Genomic DNA, 14,774 nt, shown 5'->3' on the forward strand with positions numbered 1-14,774 from the left:
CGCGCGGCGCCGGCGCCCGGCGTGTGGCGGCCGCGCCTTCATCAACATCGCTCATATCGCCCATTGGGCTTCGATCAGCCGCAGCGCGGCCGCAATCGTCGGCTCGTCGCACCGCTCGGCGAGCGTCACGAACGTCAGTTCGGTCGGCACCGTCACGCGTTCGACGATCGTCAGCGCGTGCGCGTGCGCTTCGGCCAGCGCGGTCGAGTCGCGCGCGAGCGTCAACCCGATGCCCGATTTGACGAGGTCGAGCATCGACTGCTCCTGGTCGACCTCGGCGACCTTCACGGGCTGCGCGCCGGCTTCCGCAAAGCGCCGCGACAGCAGCCGGTGATGCGCGGACGCCGGCGGCGTCCAGATCCACGGTAGCGCGGCGAGCGCACGCCAGTCGTGCGCGCGCTGCACGCGCTCCTTCCAGCCGGCCGGCGCGAGCACGCGGTACTGGAAATGCGTGAGCGTGACGGTGTGGAACAGTGCGCCGTCGAGCTGATCGTCCTCGCCCGGCCGGCCGATGTAGTAGCCGACGTCGAGCGCTTGTGCGCGCACCTGTTCGATCACCCAGCCCGACATCCCGTGCCGCAGCGCGGTTTCGATCTGCGGATGGGTCTCGACCAGCGCGCGCAGGAAGCCGCCGAGCCGCAGGAAGCCCGGATCGAGGATCGTGCCGATCCTCAGCCGGCCGCGCACCTCGTGCCGCAGCGCAGCAGCGGCGCGCTGCACGTCGGCGGCCGCGGCGAGCGCGCGTTCCGCGTGCGGCAGCAGCGTCTGGCCGTCGCGCGTGAGCGCGAGCCCGCGCGACGTGCGCGTGAACAGCGTGACGCCGAGCGTTTCCTGCAGATGCTTGATCTGCAGGCTGACGGCCGGCTGCGTCAGGTGCAGTTGCGCGGCGGCGCGCGTCAGATTGCCTTCGCGCGCGACCGTCGCAAACGCGCGGAGCAGGGTGAGATCCATCGTCGTGATATGAGCGCTGCTTATAACGCAGTTCAGCATAACTCATTGGATCGGCGGCCGGCAGCCGGAGTACGCTTCATCGGTCGCGTCGCCCGGCGCGTTCCGGCGGCACCTGGCGGGGAGTATGGCCGGGCAGGCGGGCGCTGCTGCAGACACCCGCCGTGACGCACTATGCTGGAAATGATGCGCGGCATCGCAGCGCGCGGCGCACAACAACGAGATTTGCATGGGATCGGCGTAAGCGCTAACACCATCCAGCCACGCCATGGGACCGGCGTAAGTGCTGAAGCACGAACTTAGGTCGACAGCTTTGCATGGGACCACCGTAAGCGCTAACGTTGGTCGACAGCCGTGGGGATGGAGTAAGCGCTGAAGCGCCAACTCCATCCAGCCACGCCATGGGATCAGAGTAAGCGCTAAAGCGCTAACTCTGATCGACAGGAGACAAGCAGTGACTACTCAACGCACGCTCGAAGGCGATTTCGATTACGTGATCGTCGGCGCGGGCACCGCGGGCTGCGTGCTCGCGAACCGCCTGACCGAGGATCCCGACATCCACGTGCTGCTGCTCGAAGCGGGCGGCAAGGACGACTATCACTGGATTCATATCCCGGTCGGCTATCTGTATTGCATCGGCAACCCGCGCACCGACTGGCTGTACAAGACGCAGCCCGAAGCGGCGCTCAACGGCCGCGCGCTGTCGTATCCGCGCGGCCGCGTGCTCGGCGGCTGCTCGTCGATCAACGGGATGATCTACATGCGCGGCCAGCGCGAGGATTACGACAGCTGGGCGCAGGAAACCGGCGATGCGGGCTGGTCGTGGGACAGCGTGCTGCCGATCTTCAAGCGCAGCGAGGATCACCATGCGGGCGCGAGCGACGCGCACGGCGCGGGCGGCTACTGGCGCGTCGAGAAGCAGCGGCTGCGTTGGGAGATCCTCGAATCGTTCGCGCAGGCAGCGCAGCAGACGGGCATCCCTGCGACCGACGATTTCAACCGCGGCGACAATTCCGGGGTCGGCTATTTCGAGGTGAACCAGAAGCGCGGCGTGCGCTGGAATACGTCGAAGGCGTTCCTGCGGCCTGCGATGGCGCGCCCGAACCTGACCGTGATCACCGGCGCGCAGGCGCAGCGCGTGAACTTCGAAGGGCGGCGCGCGATCGGCGTCGAGTATCACGGCGGCGGCACCGATTATGTCGCGCGGGCGCGTGCGGAAGTGCTGCTGACGTCCGGCGCCGTGAATTCGCCGCAACTGCTCGAACTGTCGGGTATCGGCTGCGGCCGGCGGCTGCAGGCGCTCGGCATCGACGTCGTGCAGGATCTGCCGGGCGTCGGCGAAAACCTGCAGGATCACCTGCAATTGCGGATGGCGTTTCGCGTCGAAGGCGTGCGCACGCTCAACACGCTGTCCGCGCACTGGTGGGGCAAGCTGATGATCGGCGCGGAATACGCGTTGCTGCAGCGCGGGCCGATGTCGATGGCGCCGTCGCAGCTCGGCGCGTTCGCGAAATCCGATCCAGACGATCCCGCGCTCACGCGCCCCGATCTCGAATACCACGTGCAGCCGCTGTCGCTCGAGCGCTTCGGCGAGCCGTTGCACAGCTTCAACGCATTCACGGCATCGGTCTGCCATCTGCGGCCGACGTCGCGCGGCAGCGTGCATGTCACGAGCGCCGATCCGGGCATCGCGCCCGCGATCGCGCCGAACTATCTGTCGACCGACCACGATCGCCATGTCGCCGCCAACGCGCTGCGCCTCACGCGCCGGATCGCGTCCGCGCCGGCGCTTGCGCGCTATCGTCCCGAGGAAATCCTGCCGGGCACACGGTATCGGACCGAGGCAGAACTGATCGAAGCGGCCGGTGCCGTCGGCACGACGATCTTCCATCCGGTCGGCACCTGCCGGATGGGGCGTGCCGACGATGAGCGCGCGGTAGTCGACAGCCGGCTGCGCGTGCGCGGCATCGCGGGGCTGCGGATCGTCGATGCATCGGTGATGCCGTTCATTACGTCGGGCAACACCAATTCGCCGACGCTGATGATCGCCGAGCGTGCGAGCGACATGATTCGTGCCGATCGCCGCGCGGCGCGCGACGCGACGCCGGTGCGAACGGAGGCCACGGTGACGGCCGCGTGACGGAACGCTGACACGCGCGACAGCGGGCCGTCATGCGGGCGCCTGCTGATTCGATATGCGAAACAAGCTGCCGTGCCGTTGCAGCGGCCATGCCGGTTGCGGCGGTTCGAACGGCAAGATCCATGCGGGCCGCGCGGCTTGTTTGATTGCACGCGTGCCGCGCCGTGCGGGCGGTCAACAGCCGATGATGCACGTGTCAAAAAAGCGTGGCGAAAAACCGTGCATGGCCGCATGCGGCATCGCGGCCAGCCCTATAAGTGCAAATCCCGATGATTGCACTGCACCAACGGCGCGACAATGTTGCGCAATGTGCATACGCGTCGGCGCGGGAGACCACCCTCGAGGCGTACCACGGCGCCCGGGGGCAGCCGGCTGATCCGCTGACCTGTTCGCGGCCGCTTGCGCCACGCTTCCCGGTGCTTCGCCTGACTTCGTACGGAAGGGAACATGATTCTCGGCGACACGATTCTGGAAACACGCGGACTGACGAAGGAATTCAGGGGTTTCACCGCCGTGAACGGCGTCAACCTGCGTGTGCGGCGCGGCGCGATTCATGCGCTGATCGGGCCGAACGGCGCGGGCAAGACGACCTGCTTCAACCTCCTCACCAAGTTCCTGACACCGACGGCCGGCCAGATCGTCTTCAACGGGATCGACATCACCGACGAGCGGCCTGCGCAGGTGGCACGGCGCGGCATCATCCGCTCGTTCCAGATCTCGGCCGTGTTCCCGCACCTGACCGCGCTGCAGAACGTGCGCATCGGCCTGCAGCGCGCGCTCGGCACCGAATTCCACTTCTGGCGCAGCGAACGCACGCTGAAGCGGCTCGACGATCGCGCGATGGATCTCCTCACGCAGGTCGGCCTCACCGATTTCGCGCACGTGCCGACCGTCGAACTCGCGTACGGCCGCAAGCGTGCGCTCGAGATCGCGACGACGCTCGCGATGGAACCCGAACTGATGCTGCTCGACGAACCCACGCAGGGGATGGGCCACGAGGATGTCGACCGGGTGACCGCGCTGATCAAGAAGGTCGCCAGCGGCCGCACGATCCTGATGGTCGAGCACAACATGAACGTGATCGCGGGCATCTCCGACACGATCACCGTCCTGCAACGCGGCGAGGTGCTGGCCGAAGGCTCGTATGCGGAAGTGTCGAAGAATCCGCTCGTCATCGAGGCCTACATGGGCAGCGCCGATGCGGCGCTCGCGGGGGCGCATGCATGAAGCACAGCGAACGGGAGGAACGCGAATTGAGCGGCGTCGAGAGCGGTACGCCCGCGCTGGAGATCACGGGCCTGGAGGCCTGGTACGGGGAATCCCACATATTGCACGGTGTCGACCTGACGGTGCATCGCGGCGAGGTCGTCACGCTGCTCGGCCGCAACGGCGCGGGCCGCACGACGACGCTGCGCGCGATCATGGGCCTCACGGGGCGCCGCAGCGGGTCGATCAAGGTCGCGGGCAGCGAGACGATCGGCCTCGCGACGCACCGCATCGCGCATTTCGGCATCGGCTACTGCCCGGAGGAGCGTGGAATCTTCTCGAGCCTGTCGTGCGAGGAAAACCTGATGCTGCCGCCGCCGATCGGGTCGCGCGAGCATGCGATGTCGCTCGACGAGATCTACGCGATGTTCCCGAACCTCGCGTCGCGCCGGCAGAGCCAGGGCACGCGGCTGTCCGGCGGCGAGCAGCAGATGCTCGCGGTCGCGCGGATCCTGCGCACCGGCGCGAACCTGCTGCTGCTCGACGAGATTTCCGAAGGCCTCGCGCCGGTGATCGTGCAGGCGCTTGCGCGGATGATCGTCGCGTTGAAGGCGCGCGGCTACACGATCGTGATGGTCGAACAGAATTTCCGCTTTGCCGCGCCGCTTGCCGACCGCTTCTACGTGATGGAGCACGGCCGCATCGTCGAGCATTTCCGCGCGGCCGAACTGGAAAGCAAGATGCCGACGCTGCACGACCTGCTCGGGGTGTGACGCCGCCCCGTTTCCCTTGCCGCTAGCCGTGGCGGCCCTCGAATAACCACAACGCATCAGAACAACAGGAGACGTCAATGAAAATGAAGACCCTCGCACACGCCTGTCTCGCGCTCGCGACCGCCGCACTCACCGCCGGCGCCGCGCATGCCGCGGATACCGTGAAGATCGGCTTCATCACCGACATGTCGGGGCTTTACGCGGACATCGACGGGCAGGGCGGCCTCGAGGCGATCCGCATGGCGGTCGCCGACTTCGGCGGCAAGGTGCTCGGCAAGCCGATCGAGGTCGTCTATGCGGATCACCAGAACAAGGCCGACATCGCCGCGTCGAAGGCGCGCGAGTGGATGGACCGCGGCGGGCTCGACCTGCTGGTCGGCGGCACGAACTCGGCCACCGCGCTGTCGATGAACCAGGTCGCGGCCGAGAAGAAGAAGGTCTACATCAACATCGGCGCGGGCGCCGACACGCTGACCAACGAGCAGTGCACGCCGTACACGGTCCACTACGCGTACGACACGATGGCGCTCGCGAAGGGCACCGGTTCGGCGGTGGTGAAGCAGGGCGGCAAGTCGTGGTTCTTCCTGACCGCCGACTACGCGTTCGGCAAGGCGCTCGAGAAGAACACGTCGGATGTCGTGAAGGCGAACGGCGGCCAGGTGCTCGGCTACGTGCGGCACCCGCTGTCGGCGTCGGACTTCTCGTCGTTCCTGCTGCAGGCGCAGTCGTCGAAGGCGCAGATCCTCGGCCTCGCGAACGCGGGCGGCGACACGATCAACGCGATCAAGGCCGCGAAGGAATTCGGCATCACGAAGACGATGAAGCTCGCCGCGCTGCTGATGTTCATCAACGACGTGCACAGCCTCGGCCTCGAGACGACGCAGGGCCTCGTGCTGACCGACAGCTGGTACTGGAACCGCGATGCGGCATCGCGCCAGTGGGCGCAGCGCTACTTCGGCAAGATGAAGAAGATGCCGTCGAGCCTGCAGGCGGCCGACTACTCGTCGGTGACGACCTACCTGAAGGCCGTCCAGGCTGCCGGCACGACCGACTCCGACAAGGTGATGGCCGAGCTGAAGAAGGCGAAGGTCAACGACTTCTACGCGAAGGGCTACATCCGTGCGGACGGCAGCATGATCCACGACATGTACCTGATGGAGGTGAAGAAGCCGTCCGAATCGAAGGAGCCGTGGGACTACTACAAGGTGCTCGCGACGATTCCGGGCGAACAGGCGTTCACGACCAAGCAGGAAACGCGCTGCGCGATGTGGAAGTAAGCGCCGCGCCGTGGCGCGCGGCCTGATGCGTGCCACGGCGGCGGGCCGGGCGGTGCGCCGGGCACGCACCTGCCGTGCGCCGCATGCGCGCGCAGCGCCTGACGGTTGCGCGCGCAACGAACCTCATTCTGACAGGCGGCAGATTCGATGGAAATCTTTGGCATTCCGTTGCCGGCGATGCTGAGCCAGTTGCTGCTCGGGCTCGTCAACGGCTCGTTCTACGCGATCCTGAGCCTCGGGCTCGCGGTGATCTTCGGGCTGCTCAACGTGATCAACTTCGCGCATGGCGCGCTGTTCATGCTGGGCGCGATGCTCGCGTGGATGGGGCTGACGTACCTCGGGCTGCCGTACTGGGCGATGCTCTTGCTGGCGCCGCTGGTCGTCGGCGCGTTCGGGATCGCGATCGAGCGCTCGATGCTGCGCTGGCTGTACAAGCTCGATCACCTGTACGGGCTGCTGCTGACGTTCGGCCTGACGCTCGTCGTCGAGGGCGTGTTCCGCTCGATCTACGGATCGTCCGGCCAGCCGTACGACGTGCCGTCGCAGCTTTCCGGCGCGACCAATCTCGGCTTCATGTTCCTGCCGAACTATCGCGCGTGGGTCGTCGTCGCGTCGCTCGCGGTGTGCCTTGCGACGTGGTTCGTGATCGAGAAGACGCGCCTGGGCGCGTACCTGCGCGCGGGCACCGAGAACCCGAAGCTCGTCGAGGCGTTCGGCGTGAACGTGCCGATGATGATCACGCTCACCTACGGCTTCGGCGTCGCGCTCGCCGCGTTCGCGGGCGTGCTGGCCGCGCCGGTGATCCAGGTGTCGCCGCTGATGGGCCAGCCGATGATCATCACCGTGTTCGCGGTGGTCGTGATCGGCGGGATGGGCTCGATCCTCGGCTCGATCGTCACGGGCCTGATGCTCGGCGTGATCGAGGGTTTCACGCGCGTGTTCTATCCCGAAGCGTCGGCCACCGTCGTGTTCGTGATCATGGCGATCGTGCTGCTGTTCCGCCCGGCGGGCCTCTTCGGCAAGGAAAAATGATGCAGAGAAAAGTGCTCTACGGCGTGCTGCTCGCCGCACTGCTCGTCGCGCCGTTCATCGGCGCGTATCCGGTCTTCGTGATGAAGGTGCTCACGTTCGCGCTGTTCGCGGCCGCGTTCAACCTGCTGATCGGCTATACGGGGCTGCTGTCGTTCGGCCATGCGATGTTCCTCGCGACCGCCGGCTACGCGACCGGCTATTCGATGCAGACGCTCGGTTTCACGCCGGAGCTCGGCGTGCTCGTCGGCACCGTCGCCGCGACGCTGCTCGGGCTCGTCGTCGGGTTGTTCGCGATCCGCCGGCAGGGCATCTACTTCGCGATGATCACGCTCGCGTTCGCGCAGATGGTCTACTTCATCTACCTGCAGGCGCCGTTCACGCACGGCGAGGACGGCCTGCAGGGCGTGCCGCGCGGCCACCTGTTCGGGCTGCTCGACCTGTCGAACGACGTCGCGCTGTACTACGTCGTGCTGGCGGTGGTCGTCGTCGCGTGCGCGTTCATCGTGCGGGTCGTCCATTCGCCGTTCGGGCAGGTGCTCGTCGCGATCAAGGAGAACGAGGCGCGCGCGATCTCGCTCGGCTACGACACCGACCGCTTCAAGCTGCTCGCGTTCATCCTGTCGGCCGGGCTCGCGGGGCTGGCCGGCTCGCTGAAGGTGCTCGTGCTCGGCTTCGAGACGCTCTCCGATGCGCACTGGACGATGTCGGGCCTCGTCGTGCTGATGACGCTCGTCGGCGGGATGGGCACGCTGTTCGGGCCGTTGCTGGGCGCGGCCCTGATCGTCGCTTTGGAAGACCGGCTGGGCGACATCGGCGAATGGCTCGCGTCGACGACGGGCGTCGCGTGGTTCCATTCGCTCGGCGAATCGACGACGATCGTCACCGGGCTGATCTTCATCGCGTGCGTGCTCGCGTTCCGGCGCGGCATCGTCGGCGAGATGGTCGCGCGGATCAAGCCGCTCAGGGCGTCCTGAGCGCGTGCCGCGCGCGTCGCGCCACGTTGATGCGAAGCACCATCCGGCGCGCTCCGGAACGGCGTCGCAGCGGGCTCGAGACGGTGCCGCGCGGCAGGCTGGTGCCCCATTTTCGTGCGGCGATGCACCATAGGGGTAAATGCTAAGTTGCCGTGGTGCTTAAGCCTCTTTAAGATTCATTTCAGTTCTGATGCACCGCGAAACGAATTTGCAGGTGGAGAACGAGGAGACAATCGAGGCACAAAGTGCCCGGACCCCAAAGCGCTGTTGGACGGAATCCAACAGCGCTTTTTCATTTGCGTGCACGGATTTCCACCGATGGTGCATCGGCCTGCGCAATTGCCGTATTCCGCGCTTGCATTCGCACCGCGCCTTTTCCGCGCTTCGCCGCGTCCCCCGTTTTTTTCCTTTCTCGCAATCCGGTCGCAGATGGCACGTTGCGATGCGCAGGCCGTCCGGGCTTACCCGGTTGGCGTGCGCGAAACGCGTCCGTTACACTTGGCTTTCGCCGACCGCGCGGTCGGGAAAATCGGTCGGCAGTTCTCCTACAAGCACAATGCAGAAGAGGGAGTACGGTTGGATGAGCAGCGCAGGACGATGGATCGGGGCAGAAAGGGCGGCTGGCGCCGCTCGTTCGTCATTGAGTGCGCATCGGTACTTCCCGGCCTTTCCGAGCCGTCCTGCGGCCGGTACGCGCGCTCCTGCGCGATTCGCCGGCATGGTGCCTTCGCCGGTCGTTGCGCTCGCACCCGTTTCGGCATGAACCGCCGCTTTTCCTATTTTTCGCCGCCGCCGCGCGTGGGCGGGCCGAGCCTGGCCGGCGCACCTTCCGGCAATCGTTGCGCGCGCATCGATCGCGCGCTCGCTCCGGCATTTCTTCGCCTTCTTCATCCTGACGACACTGCTGCTGCGCATCGTGGCGGTCGAACGAACGTGTCGGCCGCGATGTACGCGCACGCGCATGCGCCGCGCCGTCGGGATCCTGCCAGGGTGGCGGCGTTTCACGGGAAAACGAGCGTAGGCGCGGCAAGACGAGATAGTTAAATTATTAACTTGTTTGGGAAACGGGAGCCGCCCGAGCGACCCGCGGATTTTTCGAGCAGCGTTTGGAGACAACATAAATGAAGATGAATCGATGGATGGAGGCCGTGCTTGCCGTGGGCCTCGTGTGCGCGGCGGCCACGGCGTCGGCACAGGTGAAGATCGGCGTGACGCTGTCGGCCACCGGGCCGGCCGCTTCGCTCGGGATTCCGGAAAAGAACACGATCGCGCTGCTGCCGAAGGAAATCGCGGGCAAGAGCGTGCAGTACATCGTGCTCGACGATGCGTCCGACACGAGCCGCGCGGTGCAGAACGTGCGCAAGCTGATCGACGAAGACCACGTCGACGCGATCATCGGTTCGTCCGTCACGCCGAATTCGCTCGCGATGCTCGACCCGGTGTCGCAGGGCAAGACGCCGACGATCTCGCTCGCGGCGAGCGCGCAGATCATCGCGCCGATGGACGCGAAGCGCGCGTGGATGTTCAAGGTGCCGCAGAACGACCAGCTGATGGCCGACGCGATCGCCGGCTACATGGCGAAGCACAGCGTGAAGACGGTCGGCTTCATCGGCTTCGCCGATGCGTACGGCGACAGCTGGTACAAGACGTTCAGCGCGGCGGCCGAGAAGAACGGCCTCAAGATCGTGTCGAACGAGCGCTTCAACCGCACCGATGCATCGGTGATGGGGCAGGTGCTGAAGCTGATGGGCTCGAATCCGGATGCGATGCTGATCGCCGGCTCCGGCACGCCGGCGGCGCTGCCGGCCAAGACGCTGAAGGAGCGCGGCTACAAGGGCAAGGTGTACCAGACGCACGGCGTCGCGAACAACGACTTCCTGCGCGTGTGCGGCAAGGATTGCGAAGGCGAGATCCTGCCGGCCGGCCCGGTGCTCGTGACCGACCAGCTCCCGGATTCGAACCCGGTGAAGAAGGCGGCGCTCGGCTACAAGGCCGCGTACGAGAAGGCCTACGGCGCGGGCTCGCTGGCGACGTTCGGCGGCCATGCGTGGGATGCGGGGCTGCTGCTGCAGCGCGCGATTCCGGAGGCGCTGAAGAAGGGCCAGCCGGGCAGCGAGGCATTCCGCGAGGCGCTGCGCGCGTCGCTCGAAAGCGTCAAGGATCTGCCGGTGTCGCACGGCGTGATCAACATGACGTCGACCGATCACAACGGCTTCGACACGCGTGCGCGCGTGATGGTGCAGATCGTCGACGGCAAGTGGAAGCTGCAGGCCGAGTAAGCATCACGTGAAACCGGCGTGCGTGGCGCGAACGGCGCCGTGCCCGCCGTCGGCAGGGCGCCGGGCCTGACGGGCCGCGCCCGTGCCGCATGGAACCACCGGGGCCCGCCGCGTGGCGCCTGACGCTTCGATCTTGCCGTCCGTGCGCCCCGGCCGTTCCCGTCGCCGTTTCTCCGCAGCATTCTCGATACAAGACACGTATGGATCTCTCGATTGCGGCGATCCTCGCGCAAGACGGCATCACGACCGGCGCCATTTATGCATTGCTGTCGCTGGCGCTCGTGCTGGTGTTTTCCGTTACGCGGGTGATCTTCATTCCCCAGGGCGAATTCGTTGCCTACGGTGCGCTGACGCTTGCGGCGTTGCAGGCGCAGAAATTCCCCGCCACCTGCTGGCTGCTGTTCGTGATGGGCATCGCGTGCTTCCTGCTGGAAGTCGGCGGCCTGATCCGGCATCGCGAACGCCGCCATCAGCTCGGCCGCACGCTCGCGACGCTCGGCAGCCGCTACATCCTGCTGCCGCTCGCGGTGTTCGCGATCACGCGCAGTTTTGCCGTGCAGCCGATGCCGATGCTCGCGCAGATTGCGCTGACACTCGCGATCGTCGTGCCGATGGGGCCGTTCGTCTACCGGCTCGTGTACCAGCCGATCGCCGAAGGCACGACGCTGCTGCTGCTGATCGTGTCGGTCGCCGTCCATTTCGCGATGGTGGGCCTCGGGCTGGTGATGTTCGGCGCGGAAGGCTCGCGCACCAACGGATTCTCGGACGCGTCGCTGTCGATCGGCAGCATGACGGTGTCGGTGCAGAGCATCCTGGTCGTCGTCACGGCACTCGTGCTGATCGGTGCGCTCTACGTGTACTTCGGCCGCACGATCGCTGGCAAGGCGCTGCGCGCGACGTCGGTGAACCGGCTCGGCGCGCGGCTCGTCGGCATCGGCACGACCGAAGCAGGGCGGCTCGCGTTCACGTTCGCGGCGGGGCTCGGCGTGCTGTCCGGGATCCTCGTCGGCCCGCTGACGACGATCTACTACGACTCGGGCTTCCTGATCGGCCTGAAGGGCTTCGTCGGCGCGATCATCGGCGGGCTTGTCAGCTATCCGCTCGCGGCCGCCGGCTCGCTGCTCGTCGGCGTGCTCGAATCGTATTCGTCGTTCTGGGCGAGCGCATACAAGGAGGTGATCGTGTTCACGCTGATCATTCCGGTGCTGCTGTGGCGCAGCTTCGTGACGCCGCACGCGGAAGAGGAAGAGGAGTGACGCGATGAAGACGATGGTACGCAACAAGACCTTCTGGGTGTTTCTCGTGGTGCTGTTCGCGCTGCCGGTGCTGCCCGGCGCGCTGCAGGTGCCCGAGTACTGGATCACGCTGCTCAACTACATCGGCCTCTATGCGATCGTCGCGATCGGGCTCGTGCTGCTGACGGGCGTCGGCGGGATGACGAGCTTCGGGCAGGCCGCGTTCGTCGGCATCGGCGCATATGCGACCGCGTTCCTGACGACGCGCTACGGCGTGTCGCCGTGGCTCGCGCTGATCGTCGGCGTCGTGCTGACGGCGCTCGTCGCGCTGGTGCTCGGCGCGGTCACGATGCGGCTGTCCGGGCACTTCCTGCCGCTCGGCACGATCGCGTGGGGCCTCGCGCTGTTCTACCTGTTCGGCAACCTCGAACTGCTCGGCAAGTACGACGGGATCAACGGGATTCCGGCGCTGAACCTGTTCGGCATCACGCTCGACAGCGGCCGCAGCCTGTATTTCCTGATCTGGGCCGTCGTGCTGGCCGCGATCGTGTCGGTACAGAACCTGCTGAACAGTCGGCCGGGTCGCGCGATCCGCGCGCTGCGCGGTGGCGGCGTGATGGCCGAGGCGATGGGCGTGAACACTGCGTGGATGCGCGTCGTGATCTTCGTCTATGCGGCCGTGCTGGCAGCCGTGTCGGGCTTTCTGTACGCGCACCTGCAGCGCGCAGTGAACCCGACCCCGTTCGGCCTGAACCACGGGATCGAATTCCTGTTCATGGCCGTGGTGGGCGGCGTGTCGCATGTCTGGGGCGCGGTGCTCGGCGCGGCAATCCTCACCGTGCTGCAGGACTACCTGCAGACGCTGCTGCCGAAGCTGCTCGGCTCCGAAGGCAACTTCGAGATCATCGTGTTCGGCGTGCTGATGGTGCTGCTGCTGCAGTACGCGCGCCAGGGCGTGTGGCCATTCGTCGCGAGGCTGTTCCCGCGCGGGCCGCGCGCGCATGTGCCCGAGCATGCCGATCCGTTGCCGCAGCGCGCGAAGCCAGCGGCCGGCGAGCCGCTGCTCGTCGTCGACAACGCACGCAAGCAGTTCGGCGGGCTCGTGGCCGTCAACGACGTCAGCTTCGACGTGAAAGCAGGGCAGATCATCGGGTTGATCGGCCCGAACGGCGCCGGCAAGTCGACCACGTTCAACCTCGTGACGGGCGTGCTGAAGCCGACGGGCGGCACGATCACGTTCCGTGGCGAGCGCATCGACGGGCTCACGTCACGCCAGATCGTCCGACGCGGCATCGGTCGCACGTTCCAGCACGTGAAGCTGCTGCCGGCGATGACGGTGCTCGAGAACGTCGCGATCGGCGCGCATCTGCGCGGACATACCGGTGTCTGGCGCAGCGTGGCGCGGCTCAATGCACACGAGGAAGCGCAGTTGCTGGCCGAAGCCGCACGCCAGATCCGCCGCGTCGGGCTTGAAAAGCACATGTACGACGAAGCAGGCAGCCTCGCGCTCGGCCAGCAGCGGATTCTCGAAATCGCGCGTGCGCTGTGCTGCGACCCGACGCTGCTGCTGCTCGACGAGCCGGCCGCCGGGCTGCGTTACCAGGAGAAGCAGCAGCTCGCCGACCTGTTGCGGCGGTTGAAGGCGGAAGGCATGAGCGTGTTGCTCGTGGAACATGACATGGATTTCGTGATGAACCTCACCGACCGGCTGGTGGTGATGGAATTCGGCACGCGGATCGCGGAAGGGCTGCCGCAGGACGTGCAGCAGGATCCGGCGGTGCTCGAAGCGTATCTGGGCGGGGTGGAGTGATGACGGACACGACGATGCCGATTCTCGACGTGCGCGGGCTGGCAGTCCGGTACGGGAAAGTGGAGGCGCTGCACGGCGCGGCGATCAAGGTCGGTGCCGGGCAGATCGTCAGCGTGATCGGCCCGAACGGCGCAGGCAAATCGACGCTGCTGAACGCGATCATGGGCGCGCTGCCGGTGACCGGGCATGCGTCGGGCGCGGTCGTGTATCGCGGCAACGACGTCGGCGCGTTGCCGGTCGAGCAGCGTGTCGCGCGCGGGATGTGCCTTGTACCGGAAAAGCGCGAGCTGTTCAGCACGATGACGGTCGAGGACAACCTCGTGCTGGGCGCGTATCGGCGCAAGCAGGCAGGTGAGTCGAACTTCCTCGACCAGCTCGATCACGTGTTCGCGCTGTTTCCGCGGCTGAGGGAGCGGCGCAAACAGGCGGCCGGCACGCTGTCAGGCGGCGAGCGGCAGATGCTCGCGGTCGGCCGCGCACTGATGGGCAAGCCCGACCTGCTGATGCTCGACGAGCCGAGCCTTGGGCTCGCGCCGCTGATCGTGAAGGAGATCTTTCATATCATCAGCGCGTTGCGTGGTACGGGCGTTGCAACGCTGCTGATCGAGCAGAACGCCCGGGCCGCGTTGCAGATCTCCGACTATGGTTATGTGCTGGAGACGGGCGAGTTTGCGCTAGAAGGGCCGGCGGCCGAACTTGCGCAGAATCCGCGCGTGATCGAAACGTACCTCGGGTTGGCGAAGAAGACGGCTTGATAGTCGCGGCGGTTGGCGGGAAACGGGCGGCGTGTTTCACGTGAAACACGCCGTTTTTGTTTGTGGGGTTGGAGCAATGTCTCGATGGCCGGTGGTTCGCGGCCAGGGGATAAGTATCTGGGGAATAGTCGGAAGTTCTGTGTGGCGGCGGTGGGTAACGTGTCCACAGAGCGGGTGACGATCCTGCGTCTCGTTCGGGAGTGGGTGGCCGCGTGTTCCACAGGCTGGATTCCTGGTGCATGGATCTCTGCACGGGCTGACGATGTGCCGAATCTCGGGGATAAGTGCCGGACCAACAACAGGGAAGTCTGTGATGAGGCGGTGGCACAGAATCTGGTGCCAAGG

The 14,774-nt window shown here is 66.4% G+C and carries 12 protein-coding genes; 11 read left to right on the top strand and 1 reads right to left on the bottom strand.

The features are described from left to right. Positions 1–51: 51 nt before the first annotated feature. On the bottom strand, positions 52–951 hold the full coding sequence (locus tag FPJ27_RS19625; RefSeq protein ID WP_204425266.1) for a LysR family transcriptional regulator: 900 nt from the start codon (positions 949–951) through the stop codon (positions 52–54). A gap of 451 nt (positions 952–1,402) precedes the next feature. Here FPJ27_RS19625 and FPJ27_RS19630 point away from each other — a divergent pair, with 451 nt between their 5' ends. The 11 genes from FPJ27_RS19630 to FPJ27_RS19680 all read left to right on the top strand — a co-directional run bounded on the left by FPJ27_RS19630 (position 1,403) and on the right by FPJ27_RS19680 (position 14,429). Then, on the top strand, positions 1,403–3,088 hold the full coding sequence (locus FPJ27_RS19630; protein WP_204425268.1) for a GMC family oxidoreductase N-terminal domain-containing protein: 1,686 nt from the start codon (positions 1,403–1,405) through the stop codon (positions 3,086–3,088). 447 nt (positions 3,089–3,535) lie between these two features. Then, on the top strand, positions 3,536–4,315 hold the full coding sequence (locus tag FPJ27_RS19635) for an ABC transporter ATP-binding protein (protein WP_006477266.1): 780 nt from the start codon (positions 3,536–3,538) through the stop codon (positions 4,313–4,315). After that, positions 4,312–5,067, top strand: a complete 756-nt coding sequence (locus FPJ27_RS19640) for an ABC transporter ATP-binding protein (RefSeq protein ID WP_072442649.1) — start codon at positions 4,312–4,314, stop codon at positions 5,065–5,067. The genes FPJ27_RS19635 and FPJ27_RS19640 overlap by 4 nt, the downstream gene beginning before the upstream one ends. Positions 5,068–5,144: 77 nt before the next feature. Then, positions 5,145–6,344, top strand: a complete 1,200-nt coding sequence (locus tag FPJ27_RS19645) for an ABC transporter substrate-binding protein (protein WP_072442651.1) — start codon at positions 5,145–5,147, stop codon at positions 6,342–6,344. 147 nt (positions 6,345–6,491) lie between these two features. Next, positions 6,492–7,376, top strand: coding sequence for a branched-chain amino acid ABC transporter permease (locus FPJ27_RS19650; protein WP_072442653.1), 885 nt, complete (start codon positions 6,492–6,494; stop codon positions 7,374–7,376). Then, on the top strand, positions 7,376–8,350 hold the full coding sequence (locus FPJ27_RS19655; RefSeq protein WP_072442717.1) for a branched-chain amino acid ABC transporter permease: 975 nt from the start codon (positions 7,376–7,378) through the stop codon (positions 8,348–8,350). The genes FPJ27_RS19650 and FPJ27_RS19655 overlap by 1 nt, the downstream gene beginning before the upstream one ends. Positions 8,351–8,617: 267 nt before the next feature. Continuing rightward, positions 8,618–9,394 carry a hypothetical protein gene (locus FPJ27_RS19660; RefSeq protein ID WP_204425270.1) on the top strand — a complete coding sequence of 259 codons (777 nt, stop codon included), beginning with the start codon at positions 8,618–8,620 and terminating at the stop codon, positions 9,392–9,394. A 77-nt stretch (positions 9,395–9,471) separates the two neighbouring features. Next, positions 9,472–10,629 carry an ABC transporter substrate-binding protein gene (locus FPJ27_RS19665; RefSeq protein ID WP_204425272.1) on the top strand — a complete coding sequence of 386 codons (1,158 nt, stop codon included), beginning with the start codon at positions 9,472–9,474 and terminating at the stop codon, positions 10,627–10,629. 200 nt (positions 10,630–10,829) lie between these two features. Continuing rightward, complete coding sequence (locus FPJ27_RS19670; protein ID WP_072442657.1) at positions 10,830–11,885, top strand: branched-chain amino acid ABC transporter permease; 1,056 nt, start codon at positions 10,830–10,832, stop codon at positions 11,883–11,885. 4 nt (positions 11,886–11,889) lie between these two features. Then, entirely contained in the window at positions 11,890–13,674 is a 1,785-nt protein-coding gene (locus FPJ27_RS19675; RefSeq protein WP_204425280.1) for a branched-chain amino acid ABC transporter ATP-binding protein/permease, read from the top strand. Next, a complete protein-coding gene (locus FPJ27_RS19680) occupies positions 13,674–14,429 on the top strand; it encodes an ABC transporter ATP-binding protein (RefSeq protein ID WP_131946230.1) in 756 nt (251 codons plus the stop codon). The genes FPJ27_RS19675 and FPJ27_RS19680 overlap by 1 nt, the downstream gene beginning before the upstream one ends. Positions 14,430–14,774: the final 345 nt, after the last annotated feature.

The organism is Burkholderia sp. MS455 (assembly GCF_016899445.1).
In the GTDB taxonomy this organism is placed as follows: Bacteria; Pseudomonadota; Gammaproteobacteria; order Burkholderiales; family Burkholderiaceae; genus Burkholderia; species Burkholderia pyrrocinia_C.

What these genes read in the sequence shown, in the direction of transcription:
- FPJ27_RS19635 (WP_006477266.1), top strand. Translation starts at nt 3,536, where the DNA reads ATGATTCTCGGCGACACGATTCTGGAAACACGCGGACTGACGAAGGAA.
- FPJ27_RS19640 (WP_072442649.1), top strand. Translation starts at nt 4,312, where the DNA reads ATGAAGCACAGCGAACGGGAGGAACGCGAATTGAGCGGCGTCGAGAGC.
- FPJ27_RS19625 (WP_204425266.1), bottom strand. Translation starts at nt 951, where the DNA reads ATGGATCTCACCCTGCTCCGCGCGTTTGCGACGGTCGCGCGCGAAGGC.
- FPJ27_RS19675 (WP_204425280.1), top strand. Translation starts at nt 11,890, where the DNA reads ATGAAGACGATGGTACGCAACAAGACCTTCTGGGTGTTTCTCGTGGTG.
- FPJ27_RS19665 (WP_204425272.1), top strand. Translation starts at nt 9,472, where the DNA reads ATGAAGATGAATCGATGGATGGAGGCCGTGCTTGCCGTGGGCCTCGTG.
- FPJ27_RS19655 (WP_072442717.1), top strand. Translation starts at nt 7,376, where the DNA reads ATGCAGAGAAAAGTGCTCTACGGCGTGCTGCTCGCCGCACTGCTCGTC.
- FPJ27_RS19650 (WP_072442653.1), top strand. Translation starts at nt 6,492, where the DNA reads ATGGAAATCTTTGGCATTCCGTTGCCGGCGATGCTGAGCCAGTTGCTG.
- FPJ27_RS19670 (WP_072442657.1), top strand. Translation starts at nt 10,830, where the DNA reads ATGGATCTCTCGATTGCGGCGATCCTCGCGCAAGACGGCATCACGACC.
- FPJ27_RS19645 (WP_072442651.1), top strand. Translation starts at nt 5,145, where the DNA reads ATGAAAATGAAGACCCTCGCACACGCCTGTCTCGCGCTCGCGACCGCC.
- FPJ27_RS19680 (WP_131946230.1), top strand. Translation starts at nt 13,674, where the DNA reads ATGACGGACACGACGATGCCGATTCTCGACGTGCGCGGGCTGGCAGTC.